General features: G+C 60.7%; 15 protein-coding genes. 6 read left to right on the forward strand and 9 right to left on the reverse strand.

Translation table 11 applies throughout. The features are described 5' to 3' along the window. Positions 1 to 116 precede the first annotated feature (116 nt). Positions 117 to 1,238, forward strand: coding sequence for a tRNA (guanine(26)-N(2))-dimethyltransferase (locus B2G88_RS00225; RefSeq protein ID WP_054862318.1), 1,122 nt, complete (start codon positions 117 to 119; stop codon positions 1,236 to 1,238). A gap of 18 nt (positions 1,239 to 1,256) precedes the next feature. On the opposite strand, the gene B2G88_RS00230 is transcribed toward B2G88_RS00225, so the two are convergent. Next, positions 1,257 to 1,460, reverse strand: coding sequence for a hypothetical protein (locus B2G88_RS00230; protein WP_087713652.1), 204 nt, complete (start codon positions 1,458 to 1,460; stop codon positions 1,257 to 1,259). A 102-nt stretch (positions 1,461 to 1,562) separates the two neighbouring features. Between B2G88_RS00230 and B2G88_RS00235 the strand changes: the two genes are divergently transcribed. After that, positions 1,563 to 2,897 (forward strand): YihY/virulence factor BrkB family protein, encoded by a 1,335-nt coding sequence (locus tag B2G88_RS00235; protein ID WP_087713653.1) that lies wholly within the window; start codon positions 1,563 to 1,565, stop codon positions 2,895 to 2,897. 195 nt (positions 2,898 to 3,092) lie between these two features. On the opposite strand, the gene glnA is transcribed toward B2G88_RS00235, so the two are convergent. Continuing rightward, entirely contained in the window at positions 3,093 to 4,445 is a 1,353-nt protein-coding gene (glnA, locus tag B2G88_RS00240) for a type I glutamate--ammonia ligase (RefSeq protein WP_087713654.1), read from the reverse strand. A 126-nt stretch (positions 4,446 to 4,571) separates the two neighbouring features. On the opposite strand from glnA, the gene lrp reads away from it, so the two are divergent. After that, entirely contained in the window at positions 4,572 to 5,033 is a 462-nt protein-coding gene (gene lrp, locus B2G88_RS00245) for an HTH-type transcriptional regulator Lrp (RefSeq protein WP_087714266.1), read from the forward strand. Between the two features lie 32 nt (positions 5,034 to 5,065). On the opposite strand, the gene B2G88_RS00250 is transcribed toward lrp, so the two are convergent. The 4 genes from B2G88_RS00250 to B2G88_RS00260 all read right to left on the reverse strand — a co-directional run bounded on the left by B2G88_RS00250 (position 5,066) and on the right by B2G88_RS00260 (position 10,026). Next, positions 5,066 to 6,994: an ABC transporter ATP-binding protein gene (locus tag B2G88_RS00250; RefSeq protein WP_087713655.1), complete on the reverse strand. Its 1,929-nt coding sequence runs from the start codon at positions 6,992 to 6,994 to the stop codon at positions 5,066 to 5,068. Between the two features lie 111 nt (positions 6,995 to 7,105). Next, a complete protein-coding gene (locus B2G88_RS19335) occupies positions 7,106 to 7,246 on the reverse strand; it encodes a hypothetical protein (protein ID WP_176393147.1) in 141 nt (46 codons plus the stop codon). Positions 7,247 to 7,421: 175 nt separating this feature from the next. Continuing rightward, the gene (gene thsB / locus B2G88_RS00255; protein ID WP_087714267.1) at positions 7,422 to 9,077 is read right to left on the reverse strand and encodes a thermosome subunit beta; all 1,656 of its coding nucleotides are present in this window, start codon (positions 9,075 to 9,077) and stop codon (positions 7,422 to 7,424) included. A gap of 214 nt (positions 9,078 to 9,291) precedes the next feature. Then, entirely contained in the window at positions 9,292 to 10,026 is a 735-nt protein-coding gene (locus B2G88_RS00260) for an SOS response-associated peptidase (protein WP_087713656.1), read from the reverse strand. A gap of 368 nt (positions 10,027 to 10,394) precedes the next feature. On the opposite strand from B2G88_RS00260, the gene B2G88_RS00265 reads away from it, so the two are divergent. Beyond that, positions 10,395 to 11,735, forward strand: a complete 1,341-nt coding sequence (locus B2G88_RS00265) for an MFS transporter (RefSeq protein WP_087713657.1) — start codon at positions 10,395 to 10,397, stop codon at positions 11,733 to 11,735. A 24-nt stretch (positions 11,736 to 11,759) separates the two neighbouring features. Here B2G88_RS00265 and B2G88_RS00270 read toward each other — a convergent pair whose 3' ends face one another. Next, positions 11,760 to 12,239 carry an RNA-binding protein gene (locus B2G88_RS00270; protein WP_054862287.1) on the reverse strand — a complete coding sequence of 160 codons (480 nt, stop codon included), beginning with the start codon at positions 12,237 to 12,239 and terminating at the stop codon, positions 11,760 to 11,762. Positions 12,240 to 12,324: 85 nt separating this feature from the next. Between B2G88_RS00270 and B2G88_RS00275 the strand changes: the two genes are divergently transcribed. Both B2G88_RS00275 and B2G88_RS00280 read left to right on the forward strand, forming a co-directional pair. Continuing rightward, a complete protein-coding gene (locus B2G88_RS00275; protein ID WP_054862288.1) occupies positions 12,325 to 12,966 on the forward strand; it encodes a TMEM175 family protein in 642 nt (213 codons plus the stop codon). A gap of 112 nt (positions 12,967 to 13,078) precedes the next feature. Further along, positions 13,079 to 13,387 carry a DUF7562 family protein gene (locus B2G88_RS00280; protein WP_054862289.1) on the forward strand — a complete coding sequence of 103 codons (309 nt, stop codon included), beginning with the start codon at positions 13,079 to 13,081 and terminating at the stop codon, positions 13,385 to 13,387. Between the two features lie 6 nt (positions 13,388 to 13,393). Here B2G88_RS00280 and B2G88_RS00285 read toward each other — a convergent pair whose 3' ends face one another. Together B2G88_RS00285 and B2G88_RS00290 are read right to left on the reverse strand one after the other, a co-directional pair. Beyond that, positions 13,394 to 14,191: an ABC transporter permease subunit gene (locus B2G88_RS00285; RefSeq protein WP_087713658.1), complete on the reverse strand. Its 798-nt coding sequence runs from the start codon at positions 14,189 to 14,191 to the stop codon at positions 13,394 to 13,396. After that, complete coding sequence (locus tag B2G88_RS00290) at positions 14,188 to 15,096, reverse strand: ABC transporter ATP-binding protein (RefSeq protein ID WP_087713659.1); 909 nt, start codon at positions 15,094 to 15,096, stop codon at positions 14,188 to 14,190. The genes B2G88_RS00285 and B2G88_RS00290 overlap by 4 nt, the downstream gene beginning before the upstream one ends. Between the last annotated feature and the right edge of the window lie 16 nt (positions 15,097 to 15,112).

Consider the following 15,112-nt stretch of genomic DNA (forward strand, 5'->3'; position numbering starts at 1 on the left):
TGACTGTGTCCCGGACTGTAAAATCGGTTCGGTTGTCCCGCGCTTATTCTGTGGGTCATGCCTCAGCGCCAGTCGACAATCACGGCGCTTTTCGCGTTCCCGCGATGAGACGCAGTATGCGCGTCACCGAGGGTGGACTTGAACTCGAGGTCCCCGGCGAACAGACCGAGGGCATCGAGGAGTCGGTCTTTTATAATCCGCGCCAGGAGTTGAATCGGGATCTGACGATTGCGACGCTGCGAGCCTTCCGCGAGCGCGAAGAGCGCGCCGAGAGCTATCTCGATGCGATGACCGCAAGCGGCATCCGCGGCGCTCGAGCAGCCGCTGACGACTGGGACGTGACCTGCTGTGACTTAGACTCCGAGGCAGTCGATCTGGCTCAAGAAAACCTCGAGCGCGTCGGCCTTGCCGAGGAGACGCGAGTCGAACACCGGAACGTCAACGCGCTCATGCACGACGAGGCGTTCGACGTGATCGACCTCGACCCCTACGGCTCGCCGATGCCCTTTGCCGACGCGGCTTTTGCACGCTGTCGGGATCTGGTCTGTGTAACCGCGACCGACACCGCGCCGCTGTGTGGCGCACACTTCAACAGCGGCATTCGATCCTACAGCGCCGTCCCACAGAATACGGACTACCACGCCGAAATGGGTGTTCGAACCCTACTGTCGGCACTCGCGCGCAGCGCAGCGCGCTTCGATGTCGGGGTCGAACCAATTCTCACCCACGCCAGCAGCCACTACGTCCGCACCTATCTCGAGCTCGACCGGAAAGCCAGCGCGGCCGACGCCACCCTCAAGCACCTCGGCTACATCTCTCACTGCGAGGATTGCCTGTATCGCGAGGCCGAGTACGGCATGATCGCGGACCCACTCGAGTCCTGTCCCCACTGCGGCGGCGAGCGCATCCTCGTGGCTGGCCCGGTCTGGCTGGATGCCTACTGCGACTCCGAGTTCGTCGCCGAGGTCCGCGAGACGCTTCCGGATTCGTTTGGCACTGCTGAGAAGGGCCGAGAGCTCTGTCGAACGCTCGAGGACGAACTCGACGAGCCGACGCACTACGATCAGCATAAACTGTGTCGCACCTGGGGGCTACCGGCGAACGCGATGGACGACTTTCTCGCAGATTTGCGAGCAGCGGGCTATGAAGCCTCGAGCGCCCACTATGGCGGAACGACGTTCAAGACGGACGCGAGCGTCGGCGAGATTCGAACGGCGACCGAAGATGGACTTGTCTAACGCGTACGGTACTCGCCGTCAGTCGTCGTCCTCAGCATAGAGCCTGACGAGTCGACACTCCGGGCAACAGACCGCCTGCAAGCGTGCGCTGTCCGAGACACCCAATTTTCCGAGCAGTCCATCTCGTTTTCCCGTTCTGATCGTCAGTTTCATCCCCTCTCCGTCGCGGACGGGAGTCGGCTCCATCGTCACGCCACAGTCTGGGCACCGTCGCTGTTCCATACGATAGAGTTACCGTGCCGACAGATAATGCCACGGTCCGTGACAGACTCGAGTTCGTGCCACACAATAACATATCTTTCTGGCCGCCTAACTGTGGGGTACGTGATTGATCGTAGTTCTGCACTCGAGTACAGTCGTCGCGCCCTCGATATCGCCCGCACCGAACAGCTGACGCTCCTGTCTGCCGGTGTTGCCTTCTATGGCTTCCTTTCGCTCGTTCCGCTCATGTTGCTCGCTCTCGGGATCGCTGCATCGATTGGCGGTGAAACGCTCGCAGCCCGACTCACAGCCGCCGCTGGCGACGTTCTGACACCAACGGCACAGCAACTGCTCGCCGAGACGGTCCTCGATGAGGGTGGCCGTCAAAGCGCCACGATTGTCGGTGCTTTCGGTCTGATCTGGGGCTCGAGTCGCGTCTTCCGCGGGCTCGACCGCGCCTTTTCGAAGGTGTACGGCACCGCAGCGACGAAATCCCTGCTCGATACCGTCTGGGACGCCATGATCGTCTTTCTGGTGATCTCAGGCGGTCTCGCGTTGGTCGGCATTCTCGAGATCGTGCTCCGATTCGTTCCGATTATCGATCTCGGTCCGGTTGGCCCGGTTCTGGTCCTCTTGGGACTCGTCGTTACGTTCCTGCCGCTATACGTTGTGTTTCCGAACGCAAATGTCGGTATTCGCGAGGCGCTTCCGGGAACGGTTCTCGCCGCCGTCGGTTGGTTCGTGTTGAGTCGGGCGTTTACCGTGTACGCCTCGCTCGCATCCGAGCAGGTCATCTACGGCGCGCTCGGGGCTGTCTTTCTCGTGCTCATCTGGCTGTATCTCGGCGCGATCATCCTCGTCTTCGGTGCCGTCTGCAATGCCGTCCTCGCCGACCGTGAATTGGATCGGCAGCTACAAAGTCCCCGCGCTCGACAGGATGAGGTAGAAGCGATGACTGACGACGCTACGGGTGGCGACGAGGGGGGTACGGATCCAGCAGATCGCTCGAGCACCAGCGATCAACCAACCGACTCGCAGACACGCACCCACTCGCGCTCGAGTCCGAGTGCCCGGACCCGTGACCGTGCGGACGATCCGGCAGCACTCCGCGAGGAGATCGAACGCCTGCGCGACCGCGTCGAGGAGTTCGAGGGCAACGTCGAACGTCGAACAGTCGAGAAAGACTCGCTCGAGGGCGAACTCAAACGGTACGTCCGTCGACGCGTTCGCAGCGGCCACGCCCATGGCTGGGGACCGTATCTCGTCTTGCTGTATGGAACGGCCATGAGCATCGCGGCGTTTTATTTCCTCGAGGGGATCTGGGCGATCCTCGCGATGTTTACCGTCTGGACGTCGACGCTCGGTGTCTACTTCCTGATGGTGCTGTTCGGTGCCGGCCTCTCGATTCTCGGCATTCCGGGTCGACTCCGGAACCGTATCGGTGAGTGGCGCTCCTAAGTCAGCGACGGCGCTGTGTCACATTTCCCACCAGTCTCTCCTCGCTGACTGCCGTTCGACGATCTCTCGGACTGCGTGTCCCATCTTCAGCCAAGTTGCATCGCTCGAGTACTCGAGCGAATCCGAAGAAAACGAGCTGTGCGGCCGAATACCGGCCGCGAGGCCGATCAAACGTGAGCGCTCACACTGACGTCGTTAGTACTTCTCGAGGTACCGGTCGAGTTCCCAGTCGGAGACGTCGATGAGGTACTCCTCGAACTCTTGGCTCTTGGCTTCGACGAACTTCGGTGCGACGTGCTCGCCGAGGGCATCGTAGATGACCTCGTCATCTTCGAGTGCGTCGACGGCTTCGCCGAGGTTCGATGGCAGCGTGTCGATGCCGTACTCGTCGCGTTTTGCTTCGTCGAACTCGTAGATGTTCTCACGAACCGGGTCGGGACAGTCGAGATCGTTCTCGATGCCCTCGAGACCGGCGTGGATGAGTGCGGCGAGTGCGAGGTACGGATTACAGGACGGGTCGGGGAAGCGCGCTTCGATACGCGAGGCGGCCGGGACGCGGGCGGCCGGTTTCCGGATCAGCGCGGAGCGGTTGCGGTCGGACCAGGCGACGTAGACAGGGGCTTCGTAGCCGGGGACGAGGCGCTTGTAGCTGTTGACCGTCGGGTTTGCAACAGCGGTGATTGCCGGTGCGTGCTCTAAGATACCGGCGGTAAAGGCGTGTGCCTCTTCGCTCAGGTTGAACTCGTCGTCGTCGTCGTGGAACGCGTTCTCGCCGTCTTCGAACAGCGAGATGTGCGTGTGCATGCCCGAGCCGTTGATCTTCGGGATTGGCTTCGGCATGAAGGTCGCGTGGTAGTCGTGCTGGGAGGCGATGGCGCGGACGACAGTGCGGAAGGTCGCGACGTTGTCAGCCGTCGTCAGCGCGTCGTCGTACTCGAAGTTGATCTCGTGTTGGCCTTCAGCAACTTCGTGGTGGCTGGCCTCGATTTCGAAGCCCATCTCCTCGAGTCCGTAGATGATGTCGCGGCGAACGTCGCTGGCGAGGTCTTTCGGTGCAACGTCGAAGTAGCCGCCAGCGTCGTTGGTTTTCGTCGTCGCGCGGCCGTCTTCGTCTTCTTCGAACAGGAAGAACTCGGGCTCCGGCGCGGCGTTGACCGTATAGCCCATCTCCTCGGCGCGGTCGAGTGCGTTCTTGAGAACGCGACGCGGGTCGCCCTCGAACGGTTCGCCACTCGAGGTGTCATAGACGTCACAGATCATTCGTCCCGCGGCGCTGTCCTCGTTGTTGCGCCATGGGAGGACGGCGAAGGTTTCTGGGTCAGGAACCAGTCGCATGTCCGATTCTTGAATGCGAACGAACCCTTCGATAGACGACCCATCAAAGTAGATGCCCTCAGCAAATGCCTTCTCAGCCTGGCGGGCTGGGACGGCAACGTTCTTGACCGTCCCCAGGATGTCGGTAAACTGCAGTCGGAGGAAGTCAACGTCTTTCGCTTCAATCTCATCGAGTACCGCCTGTTCCGCCTCGCTGATGTTTCCGCTTGTCATCTTTCTAGTCGTCCTCTTCAAGAATCTCCGCTACTAAAACCCTACTGCTCTCTGCAAATCTTCCGTCACTCGGCTGGAATTGTATATTCGTAAATTTCTAAAGGGTTGAACGAGTGGATGGATGTGATGACGTACGAAAATCTCGATGCAAAACTAGTAAACGCGCTTTTGGGCGATGGCCGTGCGAGTCTTCGGAGTCTCGCCGAGGACCTTGATGTCTCCGTGACAACCATTTCGAACCACCTCTCAGATCTCGAGGATGAGGGCGTGATCGAAGGCTACACACCACGTCTCAATTACGACGCTGTCGGCTACGACGTCACTGCCGTGATCCAGTTGCAGGTCGAGGGGAACGCCCTGCCTGACGTCACTGACACACTGAGTGACCACGAACAGATGATCAGCGTCTACGAGGTCACCGGTGACTACGACGTAATCGCCATCGGCAAGTTCATGGACACTGATGGGATGAACGAACAGATCAAGTCCCTGCTCACCGATCCGGATATCAAAGCCTCGAACACGAGTGTCGTTCTCAACGCAGTCAGTGAGAACAAGCAGTTCGAACTCGAGGTCGACGAGCGCTAGAGCACGCCACTCGCCCGGTATCGTCCCCGTCGTCAGTCGTCTTCCATCAGCGCTTTCGCTGCCCGTTCTCGATCACCTGCCTGTGCACTCCACAGCGTCGCGTACTGGCCATCGGCCGCGAGCAGTTCGTCGTGACTCCCGCGTTCGACGATCTCTCCGTCATCCATTACGAGGATCGTATCCGCGTCTTTGACCGTCGAGAGGCGGTGTGCAATCGCAAGCGTCGTCCGATCCTCAGTGAGTTCGTCGATTGACTGTTGAATCAGCAACTCCGTCTTCGTATCGACCGCACTCGTCGCTTCATCGAGGATCAACACTGCCGGATCGGCGAGGACAGTGCGTGCGAGTGCGATTCGCTGTCGCTGTCCGCCGGAGAGTTTGACCCCACGCTCGCCGACTCGAGTGTCGTAGCCCTCAGCGAGGTCGGTGATGAACTCGTGGGCCTGGGCGGCTTTTGCGGCCGTTTTGACGTCCTCGTCGGTGGCGTCGAAGTGTCCGTAGCGGATGTTGTCCGCGATTGTGCCATCGAAGAGGAACGTATCCTGGCTGACGTAGCCGACTGCCGACCGAAGATCCGAGAGTGCAATCTCGCGAACATCGTGGCCATCGAGTCGGATGGTCCCGTCCTGGACGTCGTACAGTCGGAGCAGAAGTTTGAGCACTGTCGATTTTCCCGCCCCAGTCGCGCCGACGAACGCGACCGTCTCGCCCGGTTCGGCGTCGAAGGAGATATCTTCGATGACAGTCTCCTCGAAGGCCGTCTCGTCGCCCGATCCCGCCCGAACCTCGCTGTCCTCGTAGCTGAAGGAGACGTCTTCGTAGGCCACTTGGCCCTGGACCGGCTCGAGAGCCGCTGGCTCGTCCGGATCGTCGACGTGGACCGGAATGTCCATCAGGCCGAAAATGCGCTCGCTCGAGGCTTTGGCATTTTCGTACTGGTCGACGATGTTCGACACTTCGGCGAGCGGGTCGACGATGCGCTGGGTGAGCATGAGGAAGATAACGAAATCGCCAACCGAGAGCGTGCCCGTCATCGGTCCCGGCGCGGTGTTTGTCGTGAGCCAGTAGCCTCCGACGAGGAAGGTCGCGGCGAAGGCGACGCCGGCGAGCAGTTCCATGCCCGGCCGGTAGATGTAACTCAGTCTGAGCACGTCCATTGTCCGCTCGAACATGTTCATCGAGGAGTCACTGACCCGCTCAACTTCGTAGGCCTCGCTCGAGGTCGTTTTTGTCAGGCTCATGCCGGCGATGGCGTTCTCGAGGCGCGTATTCAGTCGGCCGACGGACGAACGCTGGCGAACGTAGCGGGGTTCGACGACGCGCATGAACCAGAGCGTAAAGACGACCATCGCGGGCACGGCAAACAGGGTGACGAAGGCGAGTTGCCAGTTGAGATAGAAGAGCACGGCCGCGATTCCGCCGACCATGACGATCAACCGGGCGGCGTTCATGATCGCGTTATCGAGGAACATCTCGAGGTTCTGGGTGTCGTTGTTGAGCACGGCCATGACCTCGCCGGTCTGTTTCTCGTCGAAGAAGGCCATATCGAGTTGTTGCATCTTCTCGAAGGAGTCGACCCGGACGGTGTGCATCACGCTGTGGGCGAACAGATTCGCGGTGACGCCGTAAATCCAGGTAAAGACGGCGACGAGGAGAAACGAGATGATGATCGCGGCGACAGAGAACTGGAACTGTGCGATTTCTGCGGTTGGCAACCACGCACTCGGAACCAGCGGGAGGTCGAACGCTTCCGCGTTTGGCGCGACAAAAATCGCGTCGATAGCGGTCCCCAGGATCAACGGTGGGATGAGACTCGCCATGCGGGCGATGAAGTTCGCGACCATCCCAACCGAAAAGTAGCCGAGATAGCCGGGTGCGTACTCGCGAAAGAGTCTCGTCAGCGGTCGGTCGACATCCTCACGATAGGCGTCAAACGGTGTTTCGTCCTCTGTGGTACTCACTGCCAACTCGCTATCCGTCGAACCCGTAAACTGCCTGCGATGGCGGCGAGTTACGCCGGTTGACGCCGGTTTCGACTTGAAATTGATGGCCCTGACGCACTCGACTGGTCCTCAGCGAACGTAGAGAATCGCAATCCCCAGTGCCAATAGGAGCACACCCCACCAGATCGAGTCGCCAGGCAGGGCGACCAACAACAGGGTGACGATTCCGGACGTGAATATCGACCAGCCGATTGTGGTCTGATAGGTCATGTGCGTTCTACGACAGCGAGCCACATTAGTTACGCGGGTATCAGATTCGCTGTCTGTCTCGAGCGCGAGAACGGCTGTTCGAGAAACACTTCAATAGACTCAAAACGGGTTGCGAACGGTCGTGTTCGGGTACGAGACGGTCGTGTGGGTGGTGGAAGGTGGTGTGGAGCCGAACTTACATCATGCCGCCCATGCCGCCGCCCATGCCGCCCATGCCGCCAGCACCGCCGGGGCCGCCGGCTTCGTCGTCGCCCTTGTCGGTCGACAGGTCGCCAGCGGAGATGATGTCGTCAATTTTGAGGACAAGGTTTGCGGCCTCAGCAGCGGAGGTCACAGCCTGTTCCTTTGCGTGGGCTGGCTCGACAACGCCAGCCTCGTAGGTGTCCTCGACGTCGCCCGAGAAGACGTTCAGACCGGCTTCGATATCGCCGTCCTCGTGGGCTGCACGAAGGTCGACGAGCGTATCGATGGAGTCGAGACCGGCGTTTCCGGCGAGCACGCGTGGGACGAGCTCGAGCGAGTCGGCGAAGGCTTCGACGGCCAGCTGTTCGCGGCCGGAGACGGAGTCGGCGTAGTCACGAAGGCGCGAGGCGAGTTCGACCTCGATGGCACCGCCGCCTGCGAGGACACGGCCGTCCGAGACGGTCTGTGCGACGACATCGAGTGCGTCGTTGACACCGCGCTCGAGTTCGTCGACAACGTGTTCGGTCGAGCCGCGAAGCAGGAGGGTGACGCCGTGGGCGTCGTCGCCTTCGACGTAGAACAGTTCGTCTTCCTCGTCGCGGGTGACGTCACCGTGGCCGAGGTCGGCTTCGGTTGCGCTTGCGAGGTCGGAGATAACGGCGCCGTTGACGACTTCCGAGAGGAACTCGAGATCAGACTTCTTGGCGCGGCGGACGGCGAGGATGCCCTCCTTGGCGAGATAGTGCTGTGCGAGGTCGTCGATGCCTTTCTGGCAGAAGACGACGTCAGCGCCGAGGTCGGCGATCTGTTCGACCTTCTCTTTGAGCTGTTCTTCCTCGCGGTCGAGGAACTTCTGGAGCTGGTCGGGGTCCGTGACGGAGACTTCGGTGTCGACGTCGGCTTCCTCGACTTCGATTGCCTGGTTGAGCAGGAGCACGTCGGCGTCTTCGGCCGAGGTTGGCATGTTGTCGTGGACGGGATCTTTGTCCACGATGCCGCCAACGAGCAGATCGGATTCGCCGGCGCTGCGGCCGGTCTGGGTCTCAATGTTGAGGTACTCGAGGTCGACGACGTTGTCGCCCTCGTCGCTCTCGACGGTGACCTGCTTGACGGCGTCGATGATGAGCTGCGAGAGGTGTTCTTTGTTGACTTCGGTGCCCTTGCCGGTCATCGAGGTTTCGGCGACCGAGCGAAGGAGTTGCTCGTCGTCGGTGTCGACGTCCTGTGCGATGTCGTCGATTTCTTCGCGAGCCTGCTCGCTTGCGAGGTGGAAGCCCTTGATGATCGCCGTTGGGTGAATGTCCTGCTCGAGGAGGTCCTCAGCGTTTTTGAGGAGTTCGCCGGCGATTGCAACGGCGGTCGTGGTGCCGTCACCAGCCTCGTCTTCCTGGGTTTCGGCGACCTCGATGATCATCTCGGCCGTCGGGTTGTCGATGTCCATCTCCTGCAGGATGGTGACGCCGTCGTTCGTGATGGTGACCGATCCCATCGAGTCGACGAGCATCTTGTCCATTCCCTTCGGTCCGAGCGTCGAGCGGACGGCCTCGGCGACCGCACGCGCGGCGCTGATATTGTAGTCCTGGGCGTCCTTGTCCTTGACGCGCTGGGAATCCTCGCTCATCACGATCATCGGCTGTCCCTGCTGCATTCGCTGGCTCATAGTCAGCTGATTCATTGATTGTGATTCTATATAAATTCTTTGGTATTGTGTTCTCGAGTTGTACCCTGACTACTGTCTGAGCGGCCAGTAAACCACCGTACTGCAGTCGATACCCCGTGCTATGTTGTGTTGTGGTATCGAGTCCCGACCGTCCCCCGTTGACGGCGTTTCACGACACATTTAAGTAATTCCGGACGGCGGTTCAGGACTCGAGTGGCTCGAGCAATACGGGGTCGTCGTTCGCTGGATTGTTGACAGCCTGTGAGACTGGATAGGCGCACATTTCGTCGTCCGGATACGGCTCGAGGAGCGCCTTTGGATCATCGGCTGTCAACCACTCTCGTTCACTGCCGGGCTCGAGGATGACGGCCATTCGGTGGTGCAAGTCCGCGATGCGGTCGTTTGGCTCGGTCGTGATGATCGTAAACGTCTCGAGCGGGCCGTCGGCTGCATCGTCGCCCTCGACGCCGCCACCAAACGCGTCGAGGCCGGACTGAGTGGTCTCGTCGTCGGGTTCCCAGCGCTCCCACAAGCCGGCCATCGCGAACGGGCGGTCGTCCTCGAAGGTGACTCTGTAGGGTTGTTTTCCGCCACTGCCGTTCTCGCTCTCGTCGCCGTCGGTCCCCGTCTCGACCCACTCGTAAAACCCATCCGCTGGGACCAAACACCGACGCTGCTCGTAGGCTGCCTGAAAGCTCGGCTTCTCGTCGACCGTCTCCGCACGCGCGTTGATCAGCCCGCCGGTGTCGTCGTCGGCCCACGAGGGCACCAGCCCCCACTCGAGATGCTGAACCGCCTCTGGTGCATCGCTCGTGATAACTGGCAGTTTCTGGCCCGGCGCGGCGTTGTACCGCGGCGTGTAGGAGTCATCGACGGTCACACCGAAGCGATCTTCGAGGTCGTCGCGCTCGAGGGTGAGTGTGTAGCGACCGCACATATGGTAGTGGAGGCGCTCGGTCGGCAAACGTTTGCCGTTTTTTCCGCTCAAGTGACTGGTTTCGCCGTGATCGATTCGAACTCGAGGAGAGCAGTATTCTGGTTCCCTGCCTCACGGCGTCCCCTGACAACACGAACGCGAGGACATCGGTTTTTCGTCGGGCCTCGTCGCCACAGATTCAGATATGCCGCTGATGCGTGTCTCTGACTCGCGGGAAGCGAAATGCCTAAACGCTAACTGACCGATCAGTCAAGTACTGTGGATACGTTTCATCAGTACACCTCGAGCGAGTGCCCGAACCGGCTCGTTTCGGTCGCCCTGCTCGAGAGCTGTTTTGCTAGTTTGCTTCAGTATCCCGTGATCAGCCGATGAGCGGTGCGGACGATCCAGTCACTGATCCTGACGGCAACCCCAACAGCGGGTCGACCAACTCGAGTGGACTCTCGCGCAGCGAGTACCTCGTTATCGCGTCGGTGATCGCGAGTACGTTCTTCGTCGGCTTCGGCGGCGGCGTCATCTTCCCAATCTTGCCGAACCTGGGCCAGGTGCTTGGCATCTCGCCGTTTCTCGTCGGCATCATCCTGAGCGCGAATCGCTTCTCGAGGCTGTTTGCGAACGCGCCGGCGGGTAGTCTGGTTGACCGGATCGGGACGCGAAAACCGTTCGTCGTCGGCATGTTGATCCAGGCGCTCGCGACTTTCGGCTACGTCATCGCGTACGTCGCGCCGGCACCCGAAGCGTGGTTCTTACTCGCGCGGATCATCTGGGGACTTGGGAGTGCGCTCGTCTTTGCGACGGCGTATACGATTGCTGCGGACGTCAGCAAGAGCGGCTCGCGCGGCCAGAGTATGGGGCTCATCCGCGGCGGGAGTATCTTCGGCTTCCCGACCGGGCTCGTCCTCGGTGGCATCGTCAGCGACGTCGCTGACGGCGTCCTCTTTGCGCTGCCCGGCGACGTGATCGCGTTTATCCTCGCGACCGTCTTCTCGCTGTTCGCGGCGGCGCTTGCCTACGCCACTGTCCCAGAGACCCACGTCGACGGCGAGGTCAACCGCTCGATCAAGCCCTGGGAGATCGACTACACCGTCTCGACGCTCACTGTCGGCCTGGTTAACTTCACGATCCTCTTTGCCTACATCGGCGCGTTGTTCGCGACACTCGTGCTCTTTCTGGGCGAACTTGAGGTCAGCGTCTTCGGCTTCGATTCACAGGGCAGTTCAGGCATCTTCATGGCTGTGACGGTGATCGCGGCCGCCGTATTCATGTTCTATGGCGGCTACGTCAGCGATAATCGCGGCTCTCGAGTGCCGACACTGCTGGTGTTCGTGCTTATCTCGTCCGTTGGCTTTCTGTTGCTCGCGGTCGCTTCCTCCGTCTGGACGCTGACGCTTGCGTGCATCTTCATCGGTGCCGGACAGGGCGGGACGAGTGGGCCGCTCATCGCCTTGCTCGCCGATCTAACCCCGAACGACCGGATGGGTAGAGCAACTGGTACGAACAACGTCCTCGGCGATATCGGCGGCGGGGTTGGACCGCTCGTCTCGCTCCCACTCGTCGAAACCGTCGGCTTCTGGCCGATTTACGCCGCTTGTGCGCTCTTGCCACTGATCGCAGGCGGTATCTTACTCCTCGGAATGAAATACGAAACCGGTCATCTGTTTCCGACGACAGCCGTCATCGACACTGACGGGAACTCACCGGCCGACTAACCGCTGACCTGCTCGAGGCCGTCTCTATCCAGCGAAGTCGTACAGTTCGTCGCCAACGTGATGGAGCGAGTCGACGACTTTCCCTTCAGTCCCGACCATTTCGTCCCCGTTGACGCGAGCGCGACCGACTGCGAGCACTTTGCCGTGGGACTCCTCGGCGATGATGACCAGGTCATCTGGCGAAATGTCGTCGGTCGCCTCCGTAATACCGGGGCGCATCACGTCTGCACCGTCGCTGACGAACGAAATTGCACCCGAATCGACGGTCACCAGTCGCTTTTCGGGTTCGTAGGCGTTGGCTCCGCGCACGGTTAGAAACGGCTCGTCGTCGAAGTACGCGACCTGGGGCTCGCCGTCGATCAGGATCACTTCCCAGTCTGTTTCTTCGAATTCGACGCGCTCGTAGGTATCGCCGTCGGACTCGACACCAAGGTGGTCAGCCAGTGCATCCTCGAGGTCCGAGACGGCGTCGCTCCGGAGATGATGCCGCGATTTGACCTGCATACCCGCGCTACTTGCTGTATGCATTTAATGGATTAGATTTCACTTCGTAACCGCACATATTACGCTCGAGGGCGATACTGCTGGTATGGGCTGGACACTCGAGGGAGACGGAACGGACCGTATGGAAGGGCTGAGCGATGGTGTCTTTGCCATCGTGCTGACGCTGCTGGTGTTACAGTTCGAGGTTCCAGACGTCGACGCGGCGGCGTTACCTGGGGCACTTGCCGATCAGGAGACGCTGCTGATTAGCTACCTGCTGAGCTTTGTCGTCGTTGGTCTCTACTGGATCATCCATCACAACCTGTTTCAAAACCTCGTCGCCCACAACCGAGTATTGCTGTGGCTGAACCTGCTGTTCTTGCTCTCGATTTCGTTCTTGCCCTATCCGACTGAGGTGCTTGGCAGCTATGGGACTGCCTTCGCCTGGATGCTCTACGCCGGCAACCTCGCGCTGGTTGGCATCTTGCTCACACTCACCTGGGCCTACGCTGCGCGATCCGGATTTACCAGCGATGATATTACCGACGACATAGCGACCCTCATCACGATCCGTGGGCTGCTCGGTCCGTTCGTCTTTGTGCTCTCGATTGGCGTTGCGACGGTGTCCGTCTCCGTCGCCTTTTTCGTCCCGTTGTTGATCGCGCCGCTCCAATTTCTGTGGGTTCGACACTATAATCGCGTGACCAACGACTCGAGTGCCACTCAGTCCGTTGACCAATCACAGTGATATCGCCCACCCCACAGCAGGCGTCGGAATCCAGACCGGTCGCTCGAGCGGAGACTCTGTTCAGTGCGAACGTGTAACAATCGCTAAGTAGTAACGCGACCATCTAGCTCGTATGTGGCCTTGGTCCTCACAAAACCGGACGACGACGGTCACCTGTCTTGCCTGTGGCGAGGAGATTGGCCGGTCGAAGGCCCGTGAGTACGATAAGTACGGCAATCGCTGGGACCGCGAAGACAAGGCCTTCGAGTATCTCTGTAAAGACTGTCATCGTGAGCTCTGTCCTCACCCACGCCATGGTCTCGAGGACCTCTTGGTAGAACTCGAGGCCGGCGAACGTGACCAGGAGGCGTTCTTACGGGCGTATCTGCTCACCGTCCAGAAACGCCAGGATCGCGTCGAAGAACGCCGCGAGTGGGAGTGAACCGTCTCAGAGATCGCTCGTTTTAAACTGCAGGTAGCCGGCTGCGGGTGCGAGGACGGCCCATCCAGCGAGTACGAAGATGCCAAACGCAGACAGCCTCTGATCGAACTCCTCGCCGATGACGAACTCGAGAGCGCGCTCGTAGGCGACCGACGGTGAGAGTGTGCCGACGTAGTCGTGCCACCACGGCTGCTGGGCGGGCATCTCGAAGCCGTAGACGATGTAGGTCGTCACCTCGGGGACGAATCGCCAAGCGAGGACGAACAGCAAGAACGTACAGAACGCAGCGATTGAGGCCCACGTCTGGTCGCGCGTCAGCATGGACAGACAGATCGCAATAGCGATGTAGGCGAGGCCGAGCGCGCTTGCAAGCACGGTGAAGCCGAGCAATTCAGTGGTTGCCAGTTCGACGCCAAAGACGAGTGCGAGTATCGCTGCGGTGATAGTGCCTGCCGCGAGCGCGAGCGTGAGGATGACGAACCGGCCGAGATAGGTGCCGATGACGACATCGCGTCGGTTGTGGGGCAGTCCGAGCAGCAGGGTCAGTTGCCCATCTTCGCGGCGCTTAACGATTGCCGCATAGGACAGCATCAACCCGACTGCCGGGACGAGCATGATCGCAAAGAGGTTGAGAAACTCCACGAGGTCAACGGGGTCGGCAAAGCCCTCGCGTGCCTGCCCGACGTGGAAGTACGTGACGAGTCCGAACAGGATGATGAACATCGCAGCGTTCGAGTACAGCTGCCGGTTGCGAATCGCATCCCCGATCTCCTTGCGAGCGATCAGCCGCCAGCCGCGAGTCATCGTGCTCCCTCCGTATAGGAAACGAACAGGTCCTCGAGCGAGGCCTCGCCGGTCGTAAAGTTACGAACCGTTCCGCCAGCAGCACGAATTTCGTCTAACACGGAGAGTTTCGCCTCGTTCGTACAGGCGACGACCAGTTCGCCGTCGCGTTTGATCACCGACGAAACGCCCTCGAGCGAGTCGATTTCGGGTGCGAGTGCGGTCGGGTCTTCGGCGATATCGACCGTCAGTTCGGCGTCGGCGTCGACTGCGCCGCGCAGGCCGTCGATGGTGTCGACGGCGACGAGTTCGCCGCCGCGGAGAATGCCCACGCGGTCGGCGACGGCTTCGACCTGTTCCAGGATGTGACTCGAGAAGAAGACCGTCGCGCCGCGGTCGCGTTCCGCGCGGACGATCTCGCGCATTCGCCGGACACCGTGGGGGTCGAGCCCCGTCGAGGGTTCGTCGAGGATCAGCAGGTCGGGTTCGCCCACGAGCGCCATCGCGAGTGCGAGTCGCTGTGTCATTCCCTTCGAGTAGTCCCTGGCGAGTCGGTCGCCAACGCCCTCGAGGCCGACGCGCTCGAGAAGGACGTCTGGATCGTCGTCGGCCGCGTTCGATTCGATGGCGTATTCGACGTGCTGGCGGCCGGTCATCGTCTCGAAGGCGGCGAAGCCTTCGGGGAGGATGCCGGTGCGGTTTCTGACGGCGACTGGGTTGGCGGTCACGTCGTGGTCGAGGACCTCAACAGACCCGCTACTCGGGTGTGTGTAGTGCAACAGGATGTCGATTGTCGTCGACTTGCCGGCGCCGTTCGGCCCCAAAAAGCCGAACACCTCGCCGGAGTCCACCTCGAGATCGATTCCGCGAAGGGCATCGACGTTCCCGAAGCGCTTCTGTACATTGCGGAGGGCAATCGCGCTCATTACAGACTGTTCATGT

It is taken from the genome of Natronolimnobius baerhuensis (genome assembly GCF_002177135.1).
GTDB classification, from domain to species: Archaea; Halobacteriota; Halobacteria; order Halobacteriales; family Natrialbaceae; genus Natronolimnobius; species Natronolimnobius baerhuensis.

Coding starts and splice junctions, on each gene's coding strand:
- B2G88_RS00260 (WP_087713656.1), bottom strand. CDS start 10,026: ATGTGCGGTCGCTACACACTCACCCTCGAGCGCGACGACCTCGAAGAT.
- lrp (WP_087714266.1), top strand. CDS start 4,572: ATGACGTACGAAAATCTCGATGCAAAACTAGTAAACGCGCTTTTGGGC.
- B2G88_RS00270 (WP_054862287.1), bottom strand. CDS start 12,239: ATGCAGGTCAAATCGCGGCATCATCTCCGGAGCGACGCCGTCTCGGAC.
- B2G88_RS00285 (WP_087713658.1), bottom strand. CDS start 14,191: ATGACTCGCGGCTGGCGGCTGATCGCTCGCAAGGAGATCGGGGATGCG.
- B2G88_RS00225 (WP_054862318.1), top strand. CDS start 117: ATGCGCGTCACCGAGGGTGGACTTGAACTCGAGGTCCCCGGCGAACAG.
- B2G88_RS00265 (WP_087713657.1), top strand. CDS start 10,395: ATGAGCGGTGCGGACGATCCAGTCACTGATCCTGACGGCAACCCCAAC.
- glnA (WP_087713654.1), bottom strand. CDS start 4,445: ATGACAAGCGGAAACATCAGCGAGGCGGAACAGGCGGTACTCGATGAG.
- B2G88_RS19335 (WP_176393147.1), bottom strand. CDS start 7,246: ATGACCTATCAGACCACAATCGGCTGGTCGATATTCACGTCCGGAATC.
- B2G88_RS00230 (WP_087713652.1), bottom strand. CDS start 1,460: ATGGAACAGCGACGGTGCCCAGACTGTGGCGTGACGATGGAGCCGACT.
- thsB (WP_087714267.1), bottom strand. CDS start 9,077: ATGCAGCAGGGACAGCCGATGATCGTGATGAGCGAGGATTCCCAGCGC.
- B2G88_RS00280 (WP_054862289.1), top strand. CDS start 13,079: ATGTGGCCTTGGTCCTCACAAAACCGGACGACGACGGTCACCTGTCTT.
- B2G88_RS00290 (WP_087713659.1), bottom strand. CDS start 15,096: ATGAGCGCGATTGCCCTCCGCAATGTACAGAAGCGCTTCGGGAACGTC.
- B2G88_RS00275 (WP_054862288.1), top strand. CDS start 12,325: ATGGGCTGGACACTCGAGGGAGACGGAACGGACCGTATGGAAGGGCTG.